The 14,975-nt window shown below is 71.5% G+C and carries 12 protein-coding genes and 1 tRNA gene; 5 read left to right on the forward strand and 8 right to left on the reverse strand.

The window, feature by feature from the left end:
* Positions 1–265 precede the first annotated feature (265 nt).
* From ACLJQZ_RS07275 to ACLJQZ_RS07285, 3 genes are all read right to left on the reverse strand, one after another.
* On the reverse strand, positions 266–1,126 hold the full coding sequence (locus tag ACLJQZ_RS07275) for an Fpg/Nei family DNA glycosylase (protein ID WP_410619293.1): 861 nt from the start codon (positions 1,124–1,126) through the stop codon (positions 266–268).
* Between the two features lie 39 nt (positions 1,127–1,165).
* On the reverse strand, positions 1,166–1,606 hold the full coding sequence (locus ACLJQZ_RS07280; protein ID WP_410619294.1) for a DUF983 domain-containing protein: 441 nt from the start codon (positions 1,604–1,606) through the stop codon (positions 1,166–1,168).
* Between the two features lie 113 nt (positions 1,607–1,719).
* Positions 1,720–3,291: a sigma-70 family RNA polymerase sigma factor gene (locus tag ACLJQZ_RS07285; RefSeq protein ID WP_410619295.1), complete on the reverse strand. Its 1,572-nt coding sequence runs from the start codon at positions 3,289–3,291 to the stop codon at positions 1,720–1,722.
* A gap of 198 nt (positions 3,292–3,489) precedes the next feature.
* Between ACLJQZ_RS07285 and ACLJQZ_RS07290 the strand changes: the two genes are divergently transcribed.
* From ACLJQZ_RS07290 to ACLJQZ_RS07300, 3 genes are all read left to right on the forward strand, one after another.
* Positions 3,490–3,562 (forward strand) — tRNA-Gly (locus ACLJQZ_RS07290).
* A gap of 327 nt (positions 3,563–3,889) precedes the next feature.
* Positions 3,890–4,474, forward strand: coding sequence for a lytic polysaccharide monooxygenase (locus tag ACLJQZ_RS07295; RefSeq protein WP_410619296.1), 585 nt, complete (start codon positions 3,890–3,892; stop codon positions 4,472–4,474).
* A gap of 100 nt (positions 4,475–4,574) precedes the next feature.
* On the forward strand, positions 4,575–6,041 hold the full coding sequence (locus ACLJQZ_RS07300; RefSeq protein WP_410619297.1) for a phosphocholine-specific phospholipase C: 1,467 nt from the start codon (positions 4,575–4,577) through the stop codon (positions 6,039–6,041).
* 396 nt (positions 6,042–6,437) lie between these two features.
* Here the strand turns inward: ACLJQZ_RS07300 and ACLJQZ_RS07305 are convergent, their stop codons facing one another.
* Entirely contained in the window at positions 6,438–6,839 is a 402-nt protein-coding gene (locus tag ACLJQZ_RS07305) for an immunity 7 family protein (protein ID WP_247059795.1), read from the reverse strand.
* A gap of 43 nt (positions 6,840–6,882) precedes the next feature.
* Positions 6,883–7,422: a DUF2716 domain-containing protein gene (locus ACLJQZ_RS07310; protein ID WP_410619298.1), complete on the reverse strand. Its 540-nt coding sequence runs from the start codon at positions 7,420–7,422 to the stop codon at positions 6,883–6,885.
* Positions 7,423–7,555: 133 nt separating this feature from the next.
* On the opposite strand from ACLJQZ_RS07310, the gene ACLJQZ_RS07315 reads away from it, so the two are divergent.
* Entirely contained in the window at positions 7,556–8,239 is a 684-nt protein-coding gene (locus ACLJQZ_RS07315; protein WP_410619299.1) for an alpha/beta fold hydrolase, read from the forward strand.
* Here ACLJQZ_RS07315 and ACLJQZ_RS07320 read toward each other — a convergent pair.
* A complete protein-coding gene (locus tag ACLJQZ_RS07320; RefSeq protein WP_410619300.1) occupies positions 8,224–9,699 on the reverse strand; it encodes a serine/threonine-protein kinase in 1,476 nt (491 codons plus the stop codon). The genes ACLJQZ_RS07315 and ACLJQZ_RS07320 overlap by 16 nt on opposite strands.
* Positions 9,700–9,780: 81 nt before the next feature.
* Positions 9,781–10,386, reverse strand: a complete 606-nt coding sequence (locus tag ACLJQZ_RS07325) for a hypothetical protein (protein WP_410619558.1) — start codon at positions 10,384–10,386, stop codon at positions 9,781–9,783.
* Positions 10,387–10,628: 242 nt separating this feature from the next.
* On the opposite strand from ACLJQZ_RS07325, the gene ACLJQZ_RS07330 reads away from it, so the two are divergent.
* The gene (locus tag ACLJQZ_RS07330; protein ID WP_410619301.1) at positions 10,629–11,792 is read left to right on the forward strand and encodes a hypothetical protein; all 1,164 of its coding nucleotides are present in this window, start codon (positions 10,629–10,631) and stop codon (positions 11,790–11,792) included.
* Here the strand turns inward: ACLJQZ_RS07330 and ACLJQZ_RS07335 are convergent, their stop codons facing one another.
* On the reverse strand, positions 11,793–14,969 hold the full coding sequence (locus tag ACLJQZ_RS07335; RefSeq protein WP_410619302.1) for a glycosyltransferase: 3,177 nt from the start codon (positions 14,967–14,969) through the stop codon (positions 11,793–11,795).
* Positions 14,970–14,975 lie beyond the last annotated feature (6 nt).

Raw genomic sequence — 14,975 nt, forward strand, 5'->3', positions numbered from 1 at the left:
TCCCACTTTCTGTTCAAACGTGACGACCGAGGGTGGGGACGACCCTACTAAGAGTCGGGCAACGGCCACCCCGGTCACCGTGCGCAACACGCGGACGCGGCGTCTTGTTCCACCACATCCGGGGATATGACCAGGAAGAACGCCTTTTCGGCGGGCACCGGCCGACGGGCCGCCGACGTCGCACGCGCGGTGGCGCAGCACGTGCGGCCGAACGGGGGAATCCGGACCGTGACGCCGTGACCACACGTGTCACGCGCCGCCGGCGCTACTTCAGCAGGCGGGACATCCGGCGGTCGGCCAGCGGCTTGCCGCCGGTCTGGCAGGTCGGGCAGTACTGGAACGACTTGTCGGCGAAGGAGATCTCGCGGATCGTGTCGCCGCAGACCGGGCACGGCAGCCCGGTGCGGGCGTGCACGCGCAGGCCCGACCGCTTCTCGCCCTTGAGCCGCGCCGCCTTCTGCCCGACCGAGCGCTCGACGGCGTCGGACTCGATCTCGCGGATCGCCTCGGCGAGGATCTCCAGCGCGCCTTCGTCGAGCTTGCCGATCGTGGCGTACGGCGAGAGCTTCGCGCGGTGCATGATCTCGTCGGAGTAGGCGTTGCCGATGCCGGCGAGCAGCGACTGGTCGGTCAGCGCCCACTTCAGCCGGGTGTTCCTCCCGGCGAACAGCTCCCGCAGCTGCGTGGCGTCCAGCGCCAGCGCGTCCGGGCCGAGGCGGGCGACGCTCGCGATCTCCTGCGGGTCCTTGACGATCCACACCGCGAGGCCCTTCTTCGTGCCGGCCTCGGTCAGGTCGAAACCCGGCCCGGTGGCGGACTCGAGGTGCACGCGCAGCGAGATCGGGCCCTTACCCGGCTTGAGCGGGGTCGCGGACAGCCCGTCCGACCAGCGCAGCCAGCCCGCGCGGGCCAGGTGGACGACCAGGTGCAGATCGCCGGCGACGACGTCGAGGTGCTTGCCGTGCCGGGTCGCGCCCGTGATCTCGCGGCCGTGCAGGTCGGTCCACGGCGGGGTGGCCGTCTTCAGCACGCTCAACGATGCGACATCGATCCGGAAGATCGTCCGGCCGACCGCGTTCTCCCGCAGGAAGTGGGCCAGCGCTTCGACCTCGGGTAGCTCGGGCATGCCCTCAGTCTCACCCTTTCGGCCGCAATCCGGTACCGGCTATTCGACCGGGTGCAGCGGCCCGTCGAAGTCCGGCAGCGAGTGCCGCTGGATGGTCTTGGAGATCTTCTTGACCTCGCCCTGCACGGTGAACATGCCGCGGATGGTGCCGACCCAGCGCTCGGACGGCCGGTCGCCGGTCATGTCGCCCTCGGTCTCCGCGACGACCGTCCACGGCCGGCGCAGGATCCACCGCAGGGGGAAGAACAGCATGATCAGCAGCAGTCCGAGCAGCACCCACGCCGGCACGCTGACCTGGTCAGGCGTCCAGACCACAAGGATCACGGCCAGCAGCGCGGTCACGACGATCATCGCGATACCGGGGCCGTAGCTGCCCGCGACGTCGTGCTCGAAGTCGTCGGCCGTGGCCGGGGCCCGCCATTCCATCTGGGCACGGACCACCCAGTCGCGGCCGTCTTCGCCGCGCACCAGCCGGTTCATTCAGTAGCCTCCCGGGCCGCCCGCAAGATGAGCAGCACAACGGTACCTTGCGCGGCCGCACCAGCGCGAGAGCGGAATCGGACATCCCGCCACGCGGAGTTGATCACCGCTGTTCAGAAGCCCGACGACGTGAACGCCATCGAATCCGGCGATTCGCCCGAATCGGTGACTTCGGTGCTGCGGCCCGGGCACGGCTTCCCGGACGTCGGCGTCACCGAGGTCGAGGGTTCCGCGGTCGCGGAGTCGTCGCCGGAGGGCTCCGGCTTGGTCGTCACGGTCGGCGAACCCGTCGGGCGGTCGGTCGGCGACAGCTCGGGCGCGTCGGCGCTCTCCGGCTCGTCGGGGTCACTCGACTCGGTGATGGTCAGGTCCGGGCCCGGCGTCTCCGTGTCGAGCCGCGGCGACGTCGAGGAGTGGTCGGGCGCGCTGAACGTCGAGGGGGCTTCCTCGTCGTCGCGCGGGGCGACGAGCCCGCCGGTCCCGTTGCCGGTGTCCCCGGAGGTGGTGCCGCCCGGGACGTCGCCGCCGCCCGGCACGCTCGGCACCTCGTTCGCGCCGAGCTGCCGGTGCCCGGTGCCGCGGGCCGCCCGGCCCGGGACGGTGATCCCGGTGCCGCGGCCGTTGAGCACGCCGATGCCGATCCGCGGGTCCTGCTGCGGCTGGGGTGGTGGCTGCTGGTGCGTCTCGCTCGGCGGCGCGACCACGAGCTCCGGCGCGCCGCCGGTCAGCCCGACGTCCTGCACCGGCGTCGAGCCGAACAGCACCGGCCCGGCGGCGACGCCGACGGCCCCCACGGCCGCGGTCGACGCCAGCGCGAGCCCGATCTTGACCTTCGAGCCGACCAGGACGCCCTTGACGGTGGCGCCGAGCCCGGCCAGCACGCCGCTGCCGCTGACCGCGGCGCCCGCGGCCGGCACCAGCAGCACCAGCACGCCGGCGTGCGCGCGCAGCGACGAGCAGACGTCGCGCAGCTCGTCCTGGGTGGCGCGGCACGACGGGCAGCCGTGCAGGTGCGCCTTGATCCGCTCGGCCTCGGCCCCGGTGACGCTGCCCGCGGTGAACCCGCCGAGCTTCTCGACGACCGCGCGGCACGAGTCCGGCCCGCGGTTCACCGAAAGGTGGGCCTGCAGGTAGGCCGCGCGCAGCCCCTGGCGGGCCCGGCGGGCCAGCGCCGCGGTGGCGTTGGCGCTCAGCCCGAAGTGGGTGGCGACCATGGCGGGCTGCTCGCCCTCGACCTCGGTCTGCCACAGCACGGTCCGCCAGCGCTCGGGCAGGCTGGTGAACGCCGTCGTGATCAGCGTGTGCTCGGCGGTGCGGGCGTGGGTGTCCGCCCCGGCGCCGGCGCGGAAGTTCAGCTCGTCGTCGGAGACCGGGACGTCGCGGCGGGCGCCGTGCCACTCCCACGACACCCGGCGGGCGACGGTGAGCAGGTAGGCGCGGACGTAGTCCCGGGGACCGGAGCCGCGGCGCAGGGCCTGCAGCACGCGGAAGAACGTCTCCGCGGTGATGTCCTCGGCCTCGGACCGGTCGGACGCCAGGCTCTGCGCGAGTCTCCGGACGGCGGCGGCGTGCAGCTCGAACAGCTCCCCGAACGCGGCGTCCTCGCCGTTTCGAAGTCGATGCAGCAGCGCTTGCTCGTCGGATTCCGAGGCCGCTGGTGGCGGCACAGTGCCCAGCTCGGTCATCCGGCCCGGCACCTCCTCCCCGAAGGTCTCCCCATTCGGTCGAATGGGGACACCATACGGAGGGAATCAGCCGTCGTCACCCCTTGTACGCCAGCTGTGACACCGAAGCACCGGGTCAGGGCACCGGGGGACCCGCTCATCGGAGCAATTCAGGCAGGGTATAGAGTTCATCTCACAGCAGCCGCAAGGACGCTGTACGCGGATGTAGCGCAGCTGGTAGCGCATCACCTTGCCAAGGTGAGGGTCGCGGGTTCGAATCCCGTCATCCGCTCGAGTGCGAGAGGGCTGTATCGGCAGAAAGCGCCGATGCAGCCCTCTCGCCGTTTCACCCGGGGGCCGAGCCCCCCGCCCCCCACGGTGCCTTTCTTGGGCTTCCGGGGCTGCCGCAGCTTCTCCGGGCTCGCCTAGCGCTGGTTCTCCCCGTGCTCGCCTGGTGCTGGTTCTCGGTGTTCCGGTGGGTGCTACTCCTTGCGTCTTTCGGTCCATTGTCTGGACCAATGGCACCAGTACCCGGCCCGCGAAGTTCGGCCGGACAGTGGTCTGAACCATTGCCGTGAATTCTTCACACTTCTGGGGTACCTGTTGTGAGAGGAGTCACATGGTCAAGAAGCTCGTCCTCGCCGTCGCAGCCGCTCTCGCCCTTCCGCTCCTGTTCACCGGTGTCGCCTGGGGCCACGGCTACACCACCACCCCGCCCAGCCGGGCGTACAAGTGCAGCACCGGCGCCGTCACCGGCTGCGGCGCCATCCAGTACGAACCGCAGAGCACCGAAGGCCCGAAGAACTTCCCCAGTGGTGGCCCCGCCGACGGGAAGCTCTGCTCCGCCGGTGTCTCGCGCTTCGCCGAACTCGACGACCAGCGCGGTGGCACCTGGCCGGCCACGAAGCTCACCAGCGGGGCGACCTACACGTTCAAGTGGACGCTGACCGCGTCCCACGCGACGACGTCGTTCCGGTACTTCGTCACCAAGAACGGCTGGAACCCCTCGGCGCCGCTCACCCGGGCGCAGCTGGACACCACCCCGTTCCTGACCGTGCCCTTCAACGGGCAGCGGCCCGGCAGCTCGGTGTCGCACAGCGGCAAGCTGCCGTCCGGCAAGAGCGGGCGGCACATGATCCTCGCCGTCTGGGACATCGCCGACACGGCCAACGCGTTCTACCAGTGTTCGGACGTTACTTTCTGACCTGATTCGTACCGGTTCGGCAGCGGTTTTCACTTCGTGTTCCGCTCGCGTTCCCGGTTGCCACCTTTTCGGGTGACACCCGGGAACGAAGGTGTCAGCCATGACCGAACTGACTCGTCGCCGTCTTCTCGGATCTGCTGCCGGGGTCGCCGCCACCGCGGCCGCGGCCACCCTGATGCCCCCGAACGTCCAGCGCGCGCTCGCCCAGGGCGCCCCGAAGCACGGCTCGCTGCGGGACATCGAGCACGTCGTGCTGCTGATGCAGGAGAACCGCTCGTTCGACCACTACTTCGGCACACTGTCGGGCGTCCGCGGGTTCGGCGACCCGCACGCCGCGCGGCTGCCGAACGGCAAGCCCGTCTTCTACCAGCCGGACGCGGAAAACCCGGCGGGCTACGCGCTGCCGTTCCACCTCGACACGCACGCGACCAACGCGCAGAAGATCCCGTCGACGTCGCACGCCTGGCAGGTCCAGCACGACGCCTGGAACGGCGGCAAGATGGACAGCTGGCTGCCGGCGCACCGCAAGGCCGACGGCAAGAACGGCCCGTACGTGATGGGCTACCACACCCGCGCGGACCTGCCGTTCCAGTTCGCGCTGGCCGAGGCGTTCACGATCTGCGACAGCTACCACTGCTCGGTGTTCGGCCCGACCTGGCCGAACCGGATGATGTGGATGACCGGCACGATCGACCCGGACGGCGAGCACGGCGGCCCGATCCTCGACAACAAGGCGCCGGCCGGCGGCTACACCTGGACGACGTACGCGGAGCGGCTGCAGGCGGCCGGCGTCAGCTGGAAGGTGTACGAGCAGAGCGACACCTACGGCTGCAACATGCTGGAGAACTTCGCGAACTTCAAGAACGCGCCCGCCGGCTCGCCGCTGGCGGTCAACGGCCTCACGCACCGGCCCGAAGGCCAGTTCGAGTACGACGCGCGCAACGACAAGCTGCCGACGGTCTCCTGGATCATCTGCACCTCGACGGCGTCGGAGCACCCGCAGTACACGCCGGCCGAGGGCGCGGCGTTCGTCGCGTCGAAGATCGACGCGATCGCGGCGAACCCGGAAGTCTGGGCCAAGACGGTCTTCATCCTCAACTACGACGAGAACGACGGCCTGTTCGACCACGTCGTCCCGCCGACGCCGCCCGCGGGCACGCCGGGCGAGTTCGTCACCAAGACGTCCCCCGGCGGCACCCCGGGCAACGGCCTCCCGGTCGGCGCGGGCTACCGCGTCCCGGCGATCGTCATCTCGCCCTGGACCGCGGGCGGCTGGGTGTGCAGCGAGAACTTCGACCACACGTCGACGCTGCAGTTCCTGGAAAAGGTGACGGGCGTGGCGGAGCCGAACATCTCGCAGTGGCGCCGTCGCACCTTCGGCGACATGACGTCCGCGTTCCGGTTCAACGACCACAAGGCCCAGCCGCCGGTGCTGCCGGACACGTCGGGCCCGCTGACGCTGTCGCGGTACGAGGCGGCGAACCTGCCGGCGCCGACGTTCCCGGGCACCGGCCAGAAGCCGCCGAAGCAGGAGCCGGGCGGCCGGCCGCGGGTGCCGCGCCACTGAGGTCTTGCGGACGGCCACCCTCTTCGCGAGGGTGGCCGCTCCCCGTTAAACGGTGGTTTTGTAGGGATCGTGCTCGGCGAGCAGCTTGTCGAGCCGCGCTTGGTCGACGCGGGGGTGACGCTGCGGACGAACCGGACTTGGTCATGTCGCCACGGGCCCGCGGGTGTCTTGAGCAGTACTACTCAGCCCGCATTGCGATGCGGCTACACAACCCCCGCGCGCGTAAGCAGCCCCCACCCGCCCTGGGGGGCGGCCCCGCTTCCAGCGTATCGGGGGCCGCCGACAAAGCCGGGGGACGAGACGGAATCCGGCGGACTTGTCCACATTCGGGCGGGCCTGTGGACAACGGCGCTGTGCAAGCGGATCCGGCGGCGGCGCTGGTGCCGGGGATGGCGGCTACAGCTCGTAGACGTCCAGGACCGTCGGGGCCACCGGCGTCAGGTGCGGGTCTTCGCGCTCCGTCACCTGGCCTCGGGCCATGCGGTAGACGCGGAAGTCGTTGTCGTGCTCGGTGTCCTGGTCGTCCCAGACGTGGAGCAGGCCGTACGAGCCCGCGGCCAGCTCGCCGACCCTGGTGAACATCTCCAGGAGGTCCGGGGCCAGCTCGCCGCCGTGTTTGTCGAAGCCGCCGAAGTGGAGCATCGGCATGCCCGCGCTCCAGCGGAGGTCGACCAGGTCGAAGTCGCCCGCGTCGCGGATCGCGCGGTGCACGCGGTCGACCAGGCGCTCCAGGAGCGCCGCGTCGTCATCGCCGCTCGCGGTCGCCTGGATGGTCACCCAGCCGTGGTATTCGAACACCTGCACAACGGTAGCAAGAGATCAACCAGCGCAGATGCCGGGCTCAGCGGGCCAGCGCGGACGGCTTCCCGTCGCGGCGCAGGACGTTGCCCAGCACGCCTTCGCCGAGGCGCTCGAACGCCGACACCAGGGGCTCGCCGAACACGCAGAGCGTGCGCTCCCACGGGTGGCCGAGGGTGCCGAAGGAGAAGTCCGGGGCCAGGAACAGGTGGTAGTCCGCGCGCGGGAACACCGGCACCGGCCAGCGCGCGCCCGGGGTCATCCGGTGCGGGCGGACGCGGTAGGACTGGTGCTGCCAGTGCAGTGCCCACAGCCAATCGTCCGGGCCGCAGACCTCGCGGAACGCGGCCAGCGCGATGCTCGCGACCTGGTGCTCGTCGACCGCGTACGGGCCGAGGCGGAACTCCGCCGACCCGCGGTCCAGGTCGCCGGGCGACAGGTCCCACGTGCGCGACGGCGCCGGCTCGCGGAACCCGGGCCAGGCGTGGGCGTAGGTGCTCGGCAAGAACGCCAGCTTGTCGTACACCCAGTACCAGGCGGGCTCGTCGGCGACGCGGGAGACGGCTTCCCAGGCTGCATTCACTTTTCGACCTCTGACTTGGCCGGGCACGAAAGAACACGCGAAAGCTTCGTGTTCGGCCTCCGGTTTGTCCAGTCCTCGTCCGCTCCTCGCGAACTGTGTCACTCGACCGGGTGGGTTCTGTCAGGTTGTCACCATGCGAGTCATCTTTGTGCACGGGGCCTTCGTCCGCGACGGCGAGTGGTGGTGGCGGCCGACCGCCGACGTCCTTGCGGGGCACGGTTTGCGCAGTTCGGCCGCGGTCCTGCCGAGTTGCGAAAGCGACCCGCGCGGTGATCTCCACGACGACGCGGCGGCCGTCCGGGCGCTGCTCGACGCGGCCGGGGAGCCCGTTCTGCTCGTCGGTCACTCGTACGGGGGCATGGTGATTTCCGAGGCCGCCGCCGGCCACCCCGCGGTGCGCCGGCTCGTCTACGTGACGTCGTTCCTGCCCGACGCCGGCGAGGCGCTCGCCGACTTCGGCCCCGGCGAACCGCCGCCCTGGCACCTCAGCCACGGCGACGGCACCGCGGGCGTCCGGGAGGAGTTCGTGCGGCCGCGGTTCGCGCAGGACTTCGACGACGCCACCTACGCCGGGGCCGCGGCCCGGCTCACCGCCCAGAACGAGGTGGTGTTCGGCCAGCGGACGACCGCGGCGGCCTGGCGGGAGATCCCGTCGACGTACTTGCTCTGCGCCGACGACCTCGCGACGCCGCCCGCGAAGCAGCGGGAGCACGCGGCGCGCGCGAGCGACGTCGTCGAGCTGTCCGTGCCGCACCACCCGTTCGTCACGCGGCCGGACCTCGTGGCGGACGTCCTGCTGGCTCAGACGACGACGTAGCCCAGCAGGAACTCCTTCTGCTTGCCTTCGCAGCCGGCGTCCAGCGAGTCGAAGTGGCTCGCGCCCGCGTTGCAGCGGTAGAGCGCCCGCGAACCGGACCACGCCGGCGGGTTGGCGTAGACGTAGCCGAGCAGGCCGAGCGCCTGCTGGCCCTCGCACTTGCCGCTCTGGTCGGGCGAGGTGAACCAGTCCTTCTTGTCCTTCACCTTGCAGGCGAACAGCTTCCGCGTGCCGGGCTCGGCCGACGCGACCAGCTCCCCGAAGAGGCCTTCCTTGGTGAAGCCGGCCGGCGCGCCGACCTTCTTCGTCCCGCTGAAGTGGCCGCCTTCCGGGTGGTGGAAGCGGACCAGCGGCACTTTCACCGGCTCCGGTTTCCCCGCGGTGGACGACGGCGCGGTGGAACTCGCGGACGGCGTGGGTTTCTTGCTGCTGCTGTGTTTCGTGGTCGTCGGCGTCGCGGACGACGTCGGCGTGGGGCCCGGCGCGCCCGCGGCCACCGGTGTCGTGCTGTCCGGCTTGAGCAGGAAGATCGCACCGAGCGCGGCGATCACCGCGACCGCCACCCCGGTCAGCACCAGCGGCAGCCGCCGCTTCCGGTCCACTGTGGCCGGTACCGCCTGGAAGGTGGTCGTCGGCAGGTCGACCGGCTCCACGGCTCGTGTCACCGTGCCGGTGCGCGCGGATTCCAGCAGGCGCCGCGTTCCGGCCGCGGTCGACCGGTCCGAAGTGGACTGCGTCAGCAGCCCGAGGACGGCGTCGGCGAGCGGGCTGCGGCAGCGTTCGAGCACCGGCCGGTCGTACATGATCGCGTGCAGCGTCGCGGCCGTTGTCGTGCGCTGGAACGGCGCCCGGCCTTCGGCGGCGTGGAACAGCGTCGCGCCGAGCGACCAGAGGTCGGACGCCGGTGACGGGCCGGCGCCGGCGAACAGCTCGGGCGGCATGTAGCCCGGCGAGCCCATGACGCCGCCGGTCTGGGTCAGGCCCGGGTCGTCCATCGCCCGCGCGATGCCGAAGTCGGCGAGCTTCACGCGGTCGCCGGGCAGCACCATGATGTTGCTGGGCTTGACGTCCCGGTGCACGATCCCGGCCGCGTGCGCGCTTTCCAGCGCGCTCAGCACCTGCAGGCCGAGCGCGGCGACGCGGTCGTTCGCCAGCGGCCCCTCGCGGCCGACGACGTCGGCCAGCGTCGGCGCGATCACCAGCTCCATCACGATGAACGTGGCGCCGTGTTCGCTGACGACGTCGTACACCGTGACGACGCCGGGGTGGTTCAGCCGCCCCGCCGTGCGGGCCTCGCGCAGGACGCGCTCGAGGTGCGTCGGCGACGCGCCCGGCGGCGTGGCCAGCTCCTTCAGCGCCACCGGCCGCCCGAGGAACTGGTCCTCGCCGCGCCAGACGACGCCCATTCCGCCCCGGCCCAGTTCGGCCGAAATCGCGTACCTGCCCGCGACAAGTCTCATTCGTCGCCCCCCTGAGCTCGGGGGCCGATGCTAGAAGACGACCGAGGAGGCGCAGGGAGAGGGCCCTGCGCCTCCTCGATCTCAGGCGACGTCCCAGAGCGTCAGGAACGCCGAGGCCTCACTGCGGGCCCAGGGCCGCAGCCGTTCGCGGTCGCGTGGCGTCAGCTGGAACTCCTTCGCCCGGCGGACGTCGATGACCAGCGCCTCGCCGCCCGGCAGGATGTCCGGCATCGCCTGCTCCAGCACCCACAGCGCGAGCTGGGCCGACGACTTGGTCAGCGTCTCCTCCTTGAAGTACAGCCAGGTCGCGTAGCGCCGGCCGTTGCTCTTGCGCAGCCCGATCTGCGGGCTGACGCCGATCTCGAGGTCGCCCAGCCGGCACCGGCCGCGGCCGACCTCGATGAGCCGGGGCGACTTGCGGCCGAGGTAGCGCAGCCAGCCCTCGGCGATCGCGCTGTAGTGCGGCTTCGTCCGTTCGTCCGCCGCGTTGACGAGCGCCCGGAGCGCCACCTCGTCCTGGTTCGCCGCGCGTCCCGAGCGCACGGCGTTGGCCGCCCGCCGGTAGTAGTTGAACGCGGCTCGCGCCGGGTCCTCGTACAACCGCCGCTGGCGCCGCACGAACGACGACCGCGACGGACCGGAACTGGCGCTGTAGCCCACGAATGTGGGCAGGGTGATGTAGGCCATGGCCCTGCCTTCCTCCATCACACCACCCGCGGTTGCGAGCGGCATCTCCCCTGTACAACGCCAATTTTAGAACATATGTACGACAGTTTCGGGGGCCTGACGGGTGACGCGGCCGGGTTGGCCTGCGGGACTCCCGAAATCCTGCGACTTGCGCTACGTTGCCGATCAACCTCAAACCGCAACCTCGCTGGTCGGCAGCCCGTGCCAGACTGATGCCCCGAATGGTGGATGGGGGTCCAAGGATGAGCTGGCAGGAAGAGCTTCGCCGCCTCGACGCGGAGCTTGCCGAAGGTCGGATCGAGCCCGCTGACCACCGCAAACAGCGGGACGAGCTGCTCGCACAGGCCTCCGGATCGACGGTGCCGTCACCGGTTCCGTCCCCGCTACGCCGTCCGGGTGAAGCCTGGCGGAGCACCAACCCCGCCGGCCACCCCGCACCGGCCCAGCAGGGCCCGCCGCCGCAGCGCATGGAGTCGCCGCGGCCGATGGTGCCGCACGCGCAAGCGCAGCGGCCGCACCCGCCGTGGCAGCGCACCGGGCTGCCGAAGGCGATGTCGACCAGCAGCGTGCCGGCCCTGCCGGACCACATGACCACCGCGCCGAGCCCGGCCGACATCACCCCGACCCGCTACCTGCGGGTCGACGGCCAGGTCGAGCAGCCCCCCGGCAGCCGGTTCCCGCCGATCACCCCGCCGGGCGGCGAGACCCGGCAGCAGGAAACCGAGCCGGACGACGACGGCCCCGGGAAGCACCGGTGGGGCGTCGACGACGTGGAGTCGTCCGGGCGGACCTGGACGACGTGGCCGTTCGTCGCCCTCGGCGTGCTGGTCGTGCTCGGCATGATCATCGGCGCGACGATGTGGCTCGGGCGGGACGACCCGGCGCCGAACGCGCTGACGACGTTCACGCCGAGCGTGACGCAGCCGCCGGCCGCCGCGGCCCAGCCGCAGCTGGAGGACCAGGTCCCGCCGCTGCCCGGCGTGCAGCACCCGGAGAGCTCGACGATGTCGCTGGCCAAGGGCCTCGACCTGAACCTCTACCCCAAGGAGACCGCGCAGGTCTTCTCGCAGCACGGCGTCACGCAGCTCGTCTACCGCGCGTCGAACTCCGGGGACACCGGCTTCCTCGCCTACGCGATCCCGACGGAGAACGAGGACGGCGCGAAGGCCGTCGTCGAGTACCTCCGCGCCGCCGCCGACGCCGGCGGGTTCAAGCCGCTCGACGCCGACGGGAAGATCGTCAGCGGCCGCAGCGGCGAGCAGCGGATGGACGGCACCTGGTACACCTCGGGCAAGGTCGCCGTCGTGCTCTGGGCGTCCCTGCCGTTCGACCAGGACAAGGCCGGGCTGAAGACCAGTTTGGACAACGCGCTCGCCGTGTTCCAGAAAGCGTTGCCGCCCAGCTGATCACGAACCGTCGAGCACGCCTTCCAAGGTGCGGCGGGCGACGTCCGCACCGAACAGGCGGTCCACCACGGTCTTGCCCTCTTCGGACAGCCGCTGCCACAGCTTGTCGTCGTCGAGCAGGGTGACGATCTCCTCAGCGAGCTCTTCGGCGGTGCTGCCGACGAGGACGTCCCGGCCGTGCGTCAGGTGCATGCCCTCGGCGGCGAGCGGGGTGGCGACCACCGGAACGCCGTACCCGAGGCTCTCCCCCAGCTTTCCCTTGACGCCGGCGCCGAAGCGCAGCGGCGCGACGACCGCCCGGGCCTCGCGGTAGACGCCGTCCAGGTGCTGCACCCAGCCGCGGACGACGACGCCGTCGCGCTCGAGGTCGAACATCTCCTGCGGCGGGTTGCTGCCGACGATCTGCGCGACCGCGTCCGGCCGGCGGCGCCGCACGAGCGGCATGATCTCGGTCGCCAGCCAGCGCGCCGCGTCCCGGTTGGGCAGGTGGTCGAAGCTGCCGACGAACAGCACGCCCGACCGTCCTTCCGGGACGGCCACCGAGCCGTCGGCGTGGTGCACGTTGGACAGCACCTCGACGCGCGCCGACGGCACGAGCTCGCCCAGCAGCGCACGCTCCACATCGGACACGACGAAGGTGACGTCGGTGGCGCGGGTCAGGCCCAGCTCGGACTCCCGCAGCACCTCGGCGCGGCGCCGCAGCGTCAGCTCCTCGCGGGTGTCGCCGAGCCGCGCGGCCAGGTCGGCCTGCCGGTTGAGCCGGACGAAGTGCAGGTCGACGGTGTCGTAGGCGATGAGGCAGTCCGGCGCGTGCTCGCGGACCTGCTCCAGCAGCTGCCACGCGACGTGCGGCCGGGAGAGGATCGTCAGCTTCAGGTCGGCGCCGGCCTCGCGCAGGAACTCCAGCTGTTCGCCGAGCCCGGTAACGACCGTGACGCCCGCGCGGTACAGCGCGCCGGCGTACGGCTCGGGGAGCGCGTTGTTGAGCGGCATGAACACGACGCGGTGGCCGAGCCCGACGAGCAGCTCGAGGATCCGGAACATCCGCACCGAGCCGGAGTCCTTGTCCGGCATGGGCACCTGGTGGTCGGCGACGAGCACGGTGCCGCCGCGGTGGCCGTCCTTCGTGCGCTGCCGCCCGGCCCAGACCGCGCGCGGGCTCGCCTCCGGGAAGTGGTCGCGCAGCTGGACGCTCCACTTGTCGACGAAGACGCCGCGGTTGAGCTCCTGGTGGCGCTTCACGCCGGAAGAGACGTCCGTGCCGTTGGTGATGCCTTCGTGGTGCACGACGACCGACGCGGGCTGGACCATCGTCCGGTACCCGGCCGCCCGCACGGCGAACGCGAGGTCGGTGTCCTCGTAGTAGGCGGGCGAGAAGCGCGTGTCGAAGCCGCCGACGCGCTCGAACAGGTCGCGGCGGACCAGCAGGGCCGCGCCGGAACAGTAGTCGACGTCGCGCAGGGCCTGGTACCAAGGCGCGTCCGGCGACTGCAGCCGGCCGTAGTTCCAGCCGGTGCCGTCGGCCCAGATGATGCCGCCGCACTCCTGCAGCCTGCCGTCCGGGTAGACGAGCTTCGAGCCGACGAGCCCGACTTCCGGGCGCGTCTCGACGACGCCGACGAGCTCGTCGAGCCAGCCCGCCGTGACCTCGGTGTCGTTGTTCAGGAAGAAGATGAAGTCGCCGCGGGCATTTTCGGCGCCGAGGTTGCAGGCGCCGACGAACCCGAGGTTCTTCGGCGCGCGGACCAGCCGGATCCCGGCGCAGCCGGCGACGCGGTCGGCGGAGTCGTCGCGCGAGGCGTCGTCGACGACGATGACCTCGAACGGCGTCGAGGGCAGGTGCCGCTGGATCGAGTCGAGGCAGCCGCGGGTGAACGGCCAGTTGCCGTAGACCGGGATGACGACGCTGACGATCGGCTGGTCGCTGGTGGTCACCGCGACCGGGCCGGGCACCGCGGGGGCCTGGCCGGGCAGCACGCCGGCCGGGCGCCCGAGCGCCGTCTCGTAGAGGTCGCGACGGCGGGTGCCGCGGGGCGCGACCTTCTCGATCGAGCCGCGGTACTTGCCGATCGCGCGCTGCACCAGCGCGGACGTCTCGGCGCGCAGCTTCTCGTTCTCCGCGGCGAGCCTGCCGATGGTCTCGGAGAGGCCGGAGTTGTTGCTCGCCAGCCACTCCAGCCGTTCGCTGTCGTAACCGGCCTTGCGCTGCAGGCGGTTCAGCTCGCCGGCCGCACGCTGCCGGTCTTCGCGGGCGCGCTCGGCCTGGCGCAGCGCCTCGTCGCGTTCCGTCGCGGTCTGCCGCTCGGCGGCGGTGACCTCGGCCAGCTCGGCGGTCAGCTGGGCGACGGACGCGCTCGCCTGCGCGCGCTCGGCCTCGGTGCGGCCCAGCTCTTCGCGCAGCCGGCCGGCCTCGGCGGCGGCGCGCGCGACGAGCGTCAGCTTCGGGTCGACCATCGCGGACGTCGAGGGCACGTCGATCGGCTTCGCGGAGGCGACCGAAACGAAGTAGGTGTGCGGCGCGCCGGTTTCGACGACCCAGCCGTCGGCGTCGTCCTGCTCCACCGTGAGGACCTCGGCGCCGGAGCCGGCCCCGCCGTCGTGGATCAGCGAGCCGACGGCGACGTTCTGGCGCAGCACCACGACGTGCTCGAAGCTGCCGGCGAGCAGCGAGCGGAACGCCGACTCGGTCAGCTCGTGCACGTGGTACGGGTTCTCGTTGCCGTGGTCGTGCGTGTAGACCTCGATGTCCGGCGTGCTGCAGAGGAAGACCCCGCCCGGCGCGAGCCGGTTGCGAACCAGCTCCATGAGCTTGTCTTGGGCGTCGACGTGCTCGATCGCCTCGAAGCAGGTGATGACGTCGAACGTCTCGCCGTCGAGGGCCTTCGGGTCGGTGATCGAGCCGACCTCGAAGCGCGAATCCGGGTAGCGGGTCCGGGCGTGCTCGACGGTCCGCGGGTCGATCTCGAGGCCGACGACCTCGGCGGCCGTGCGCGCCAGCAGCGCGCCGCCGTAGCCCTCGCCGCTGGCCAGGTCGAGGACGCGCTTGCCGGCGACGAACCGGGCCGCGAACGCGTAGCGGTGGTAGTGCTCGTAGATCACCTGGAGGTCTTCGGTCCACGGCACGCACCGCTCGCCGGTCCAGTCGATCAGCCGCTCGGCGTTCGTCCCCTTGCCCATGCCGGG

Origin of the sequence: Amycolatopsis sp. cmx-8-4 (assembly GCF_046548675.1) — a bacterium.
Classification (GTDB): Bacteria; Actinomycetota; Actinomycetes; order Mycobacteriales; family Pseudonocardiaceae; genus Amycolatopsis.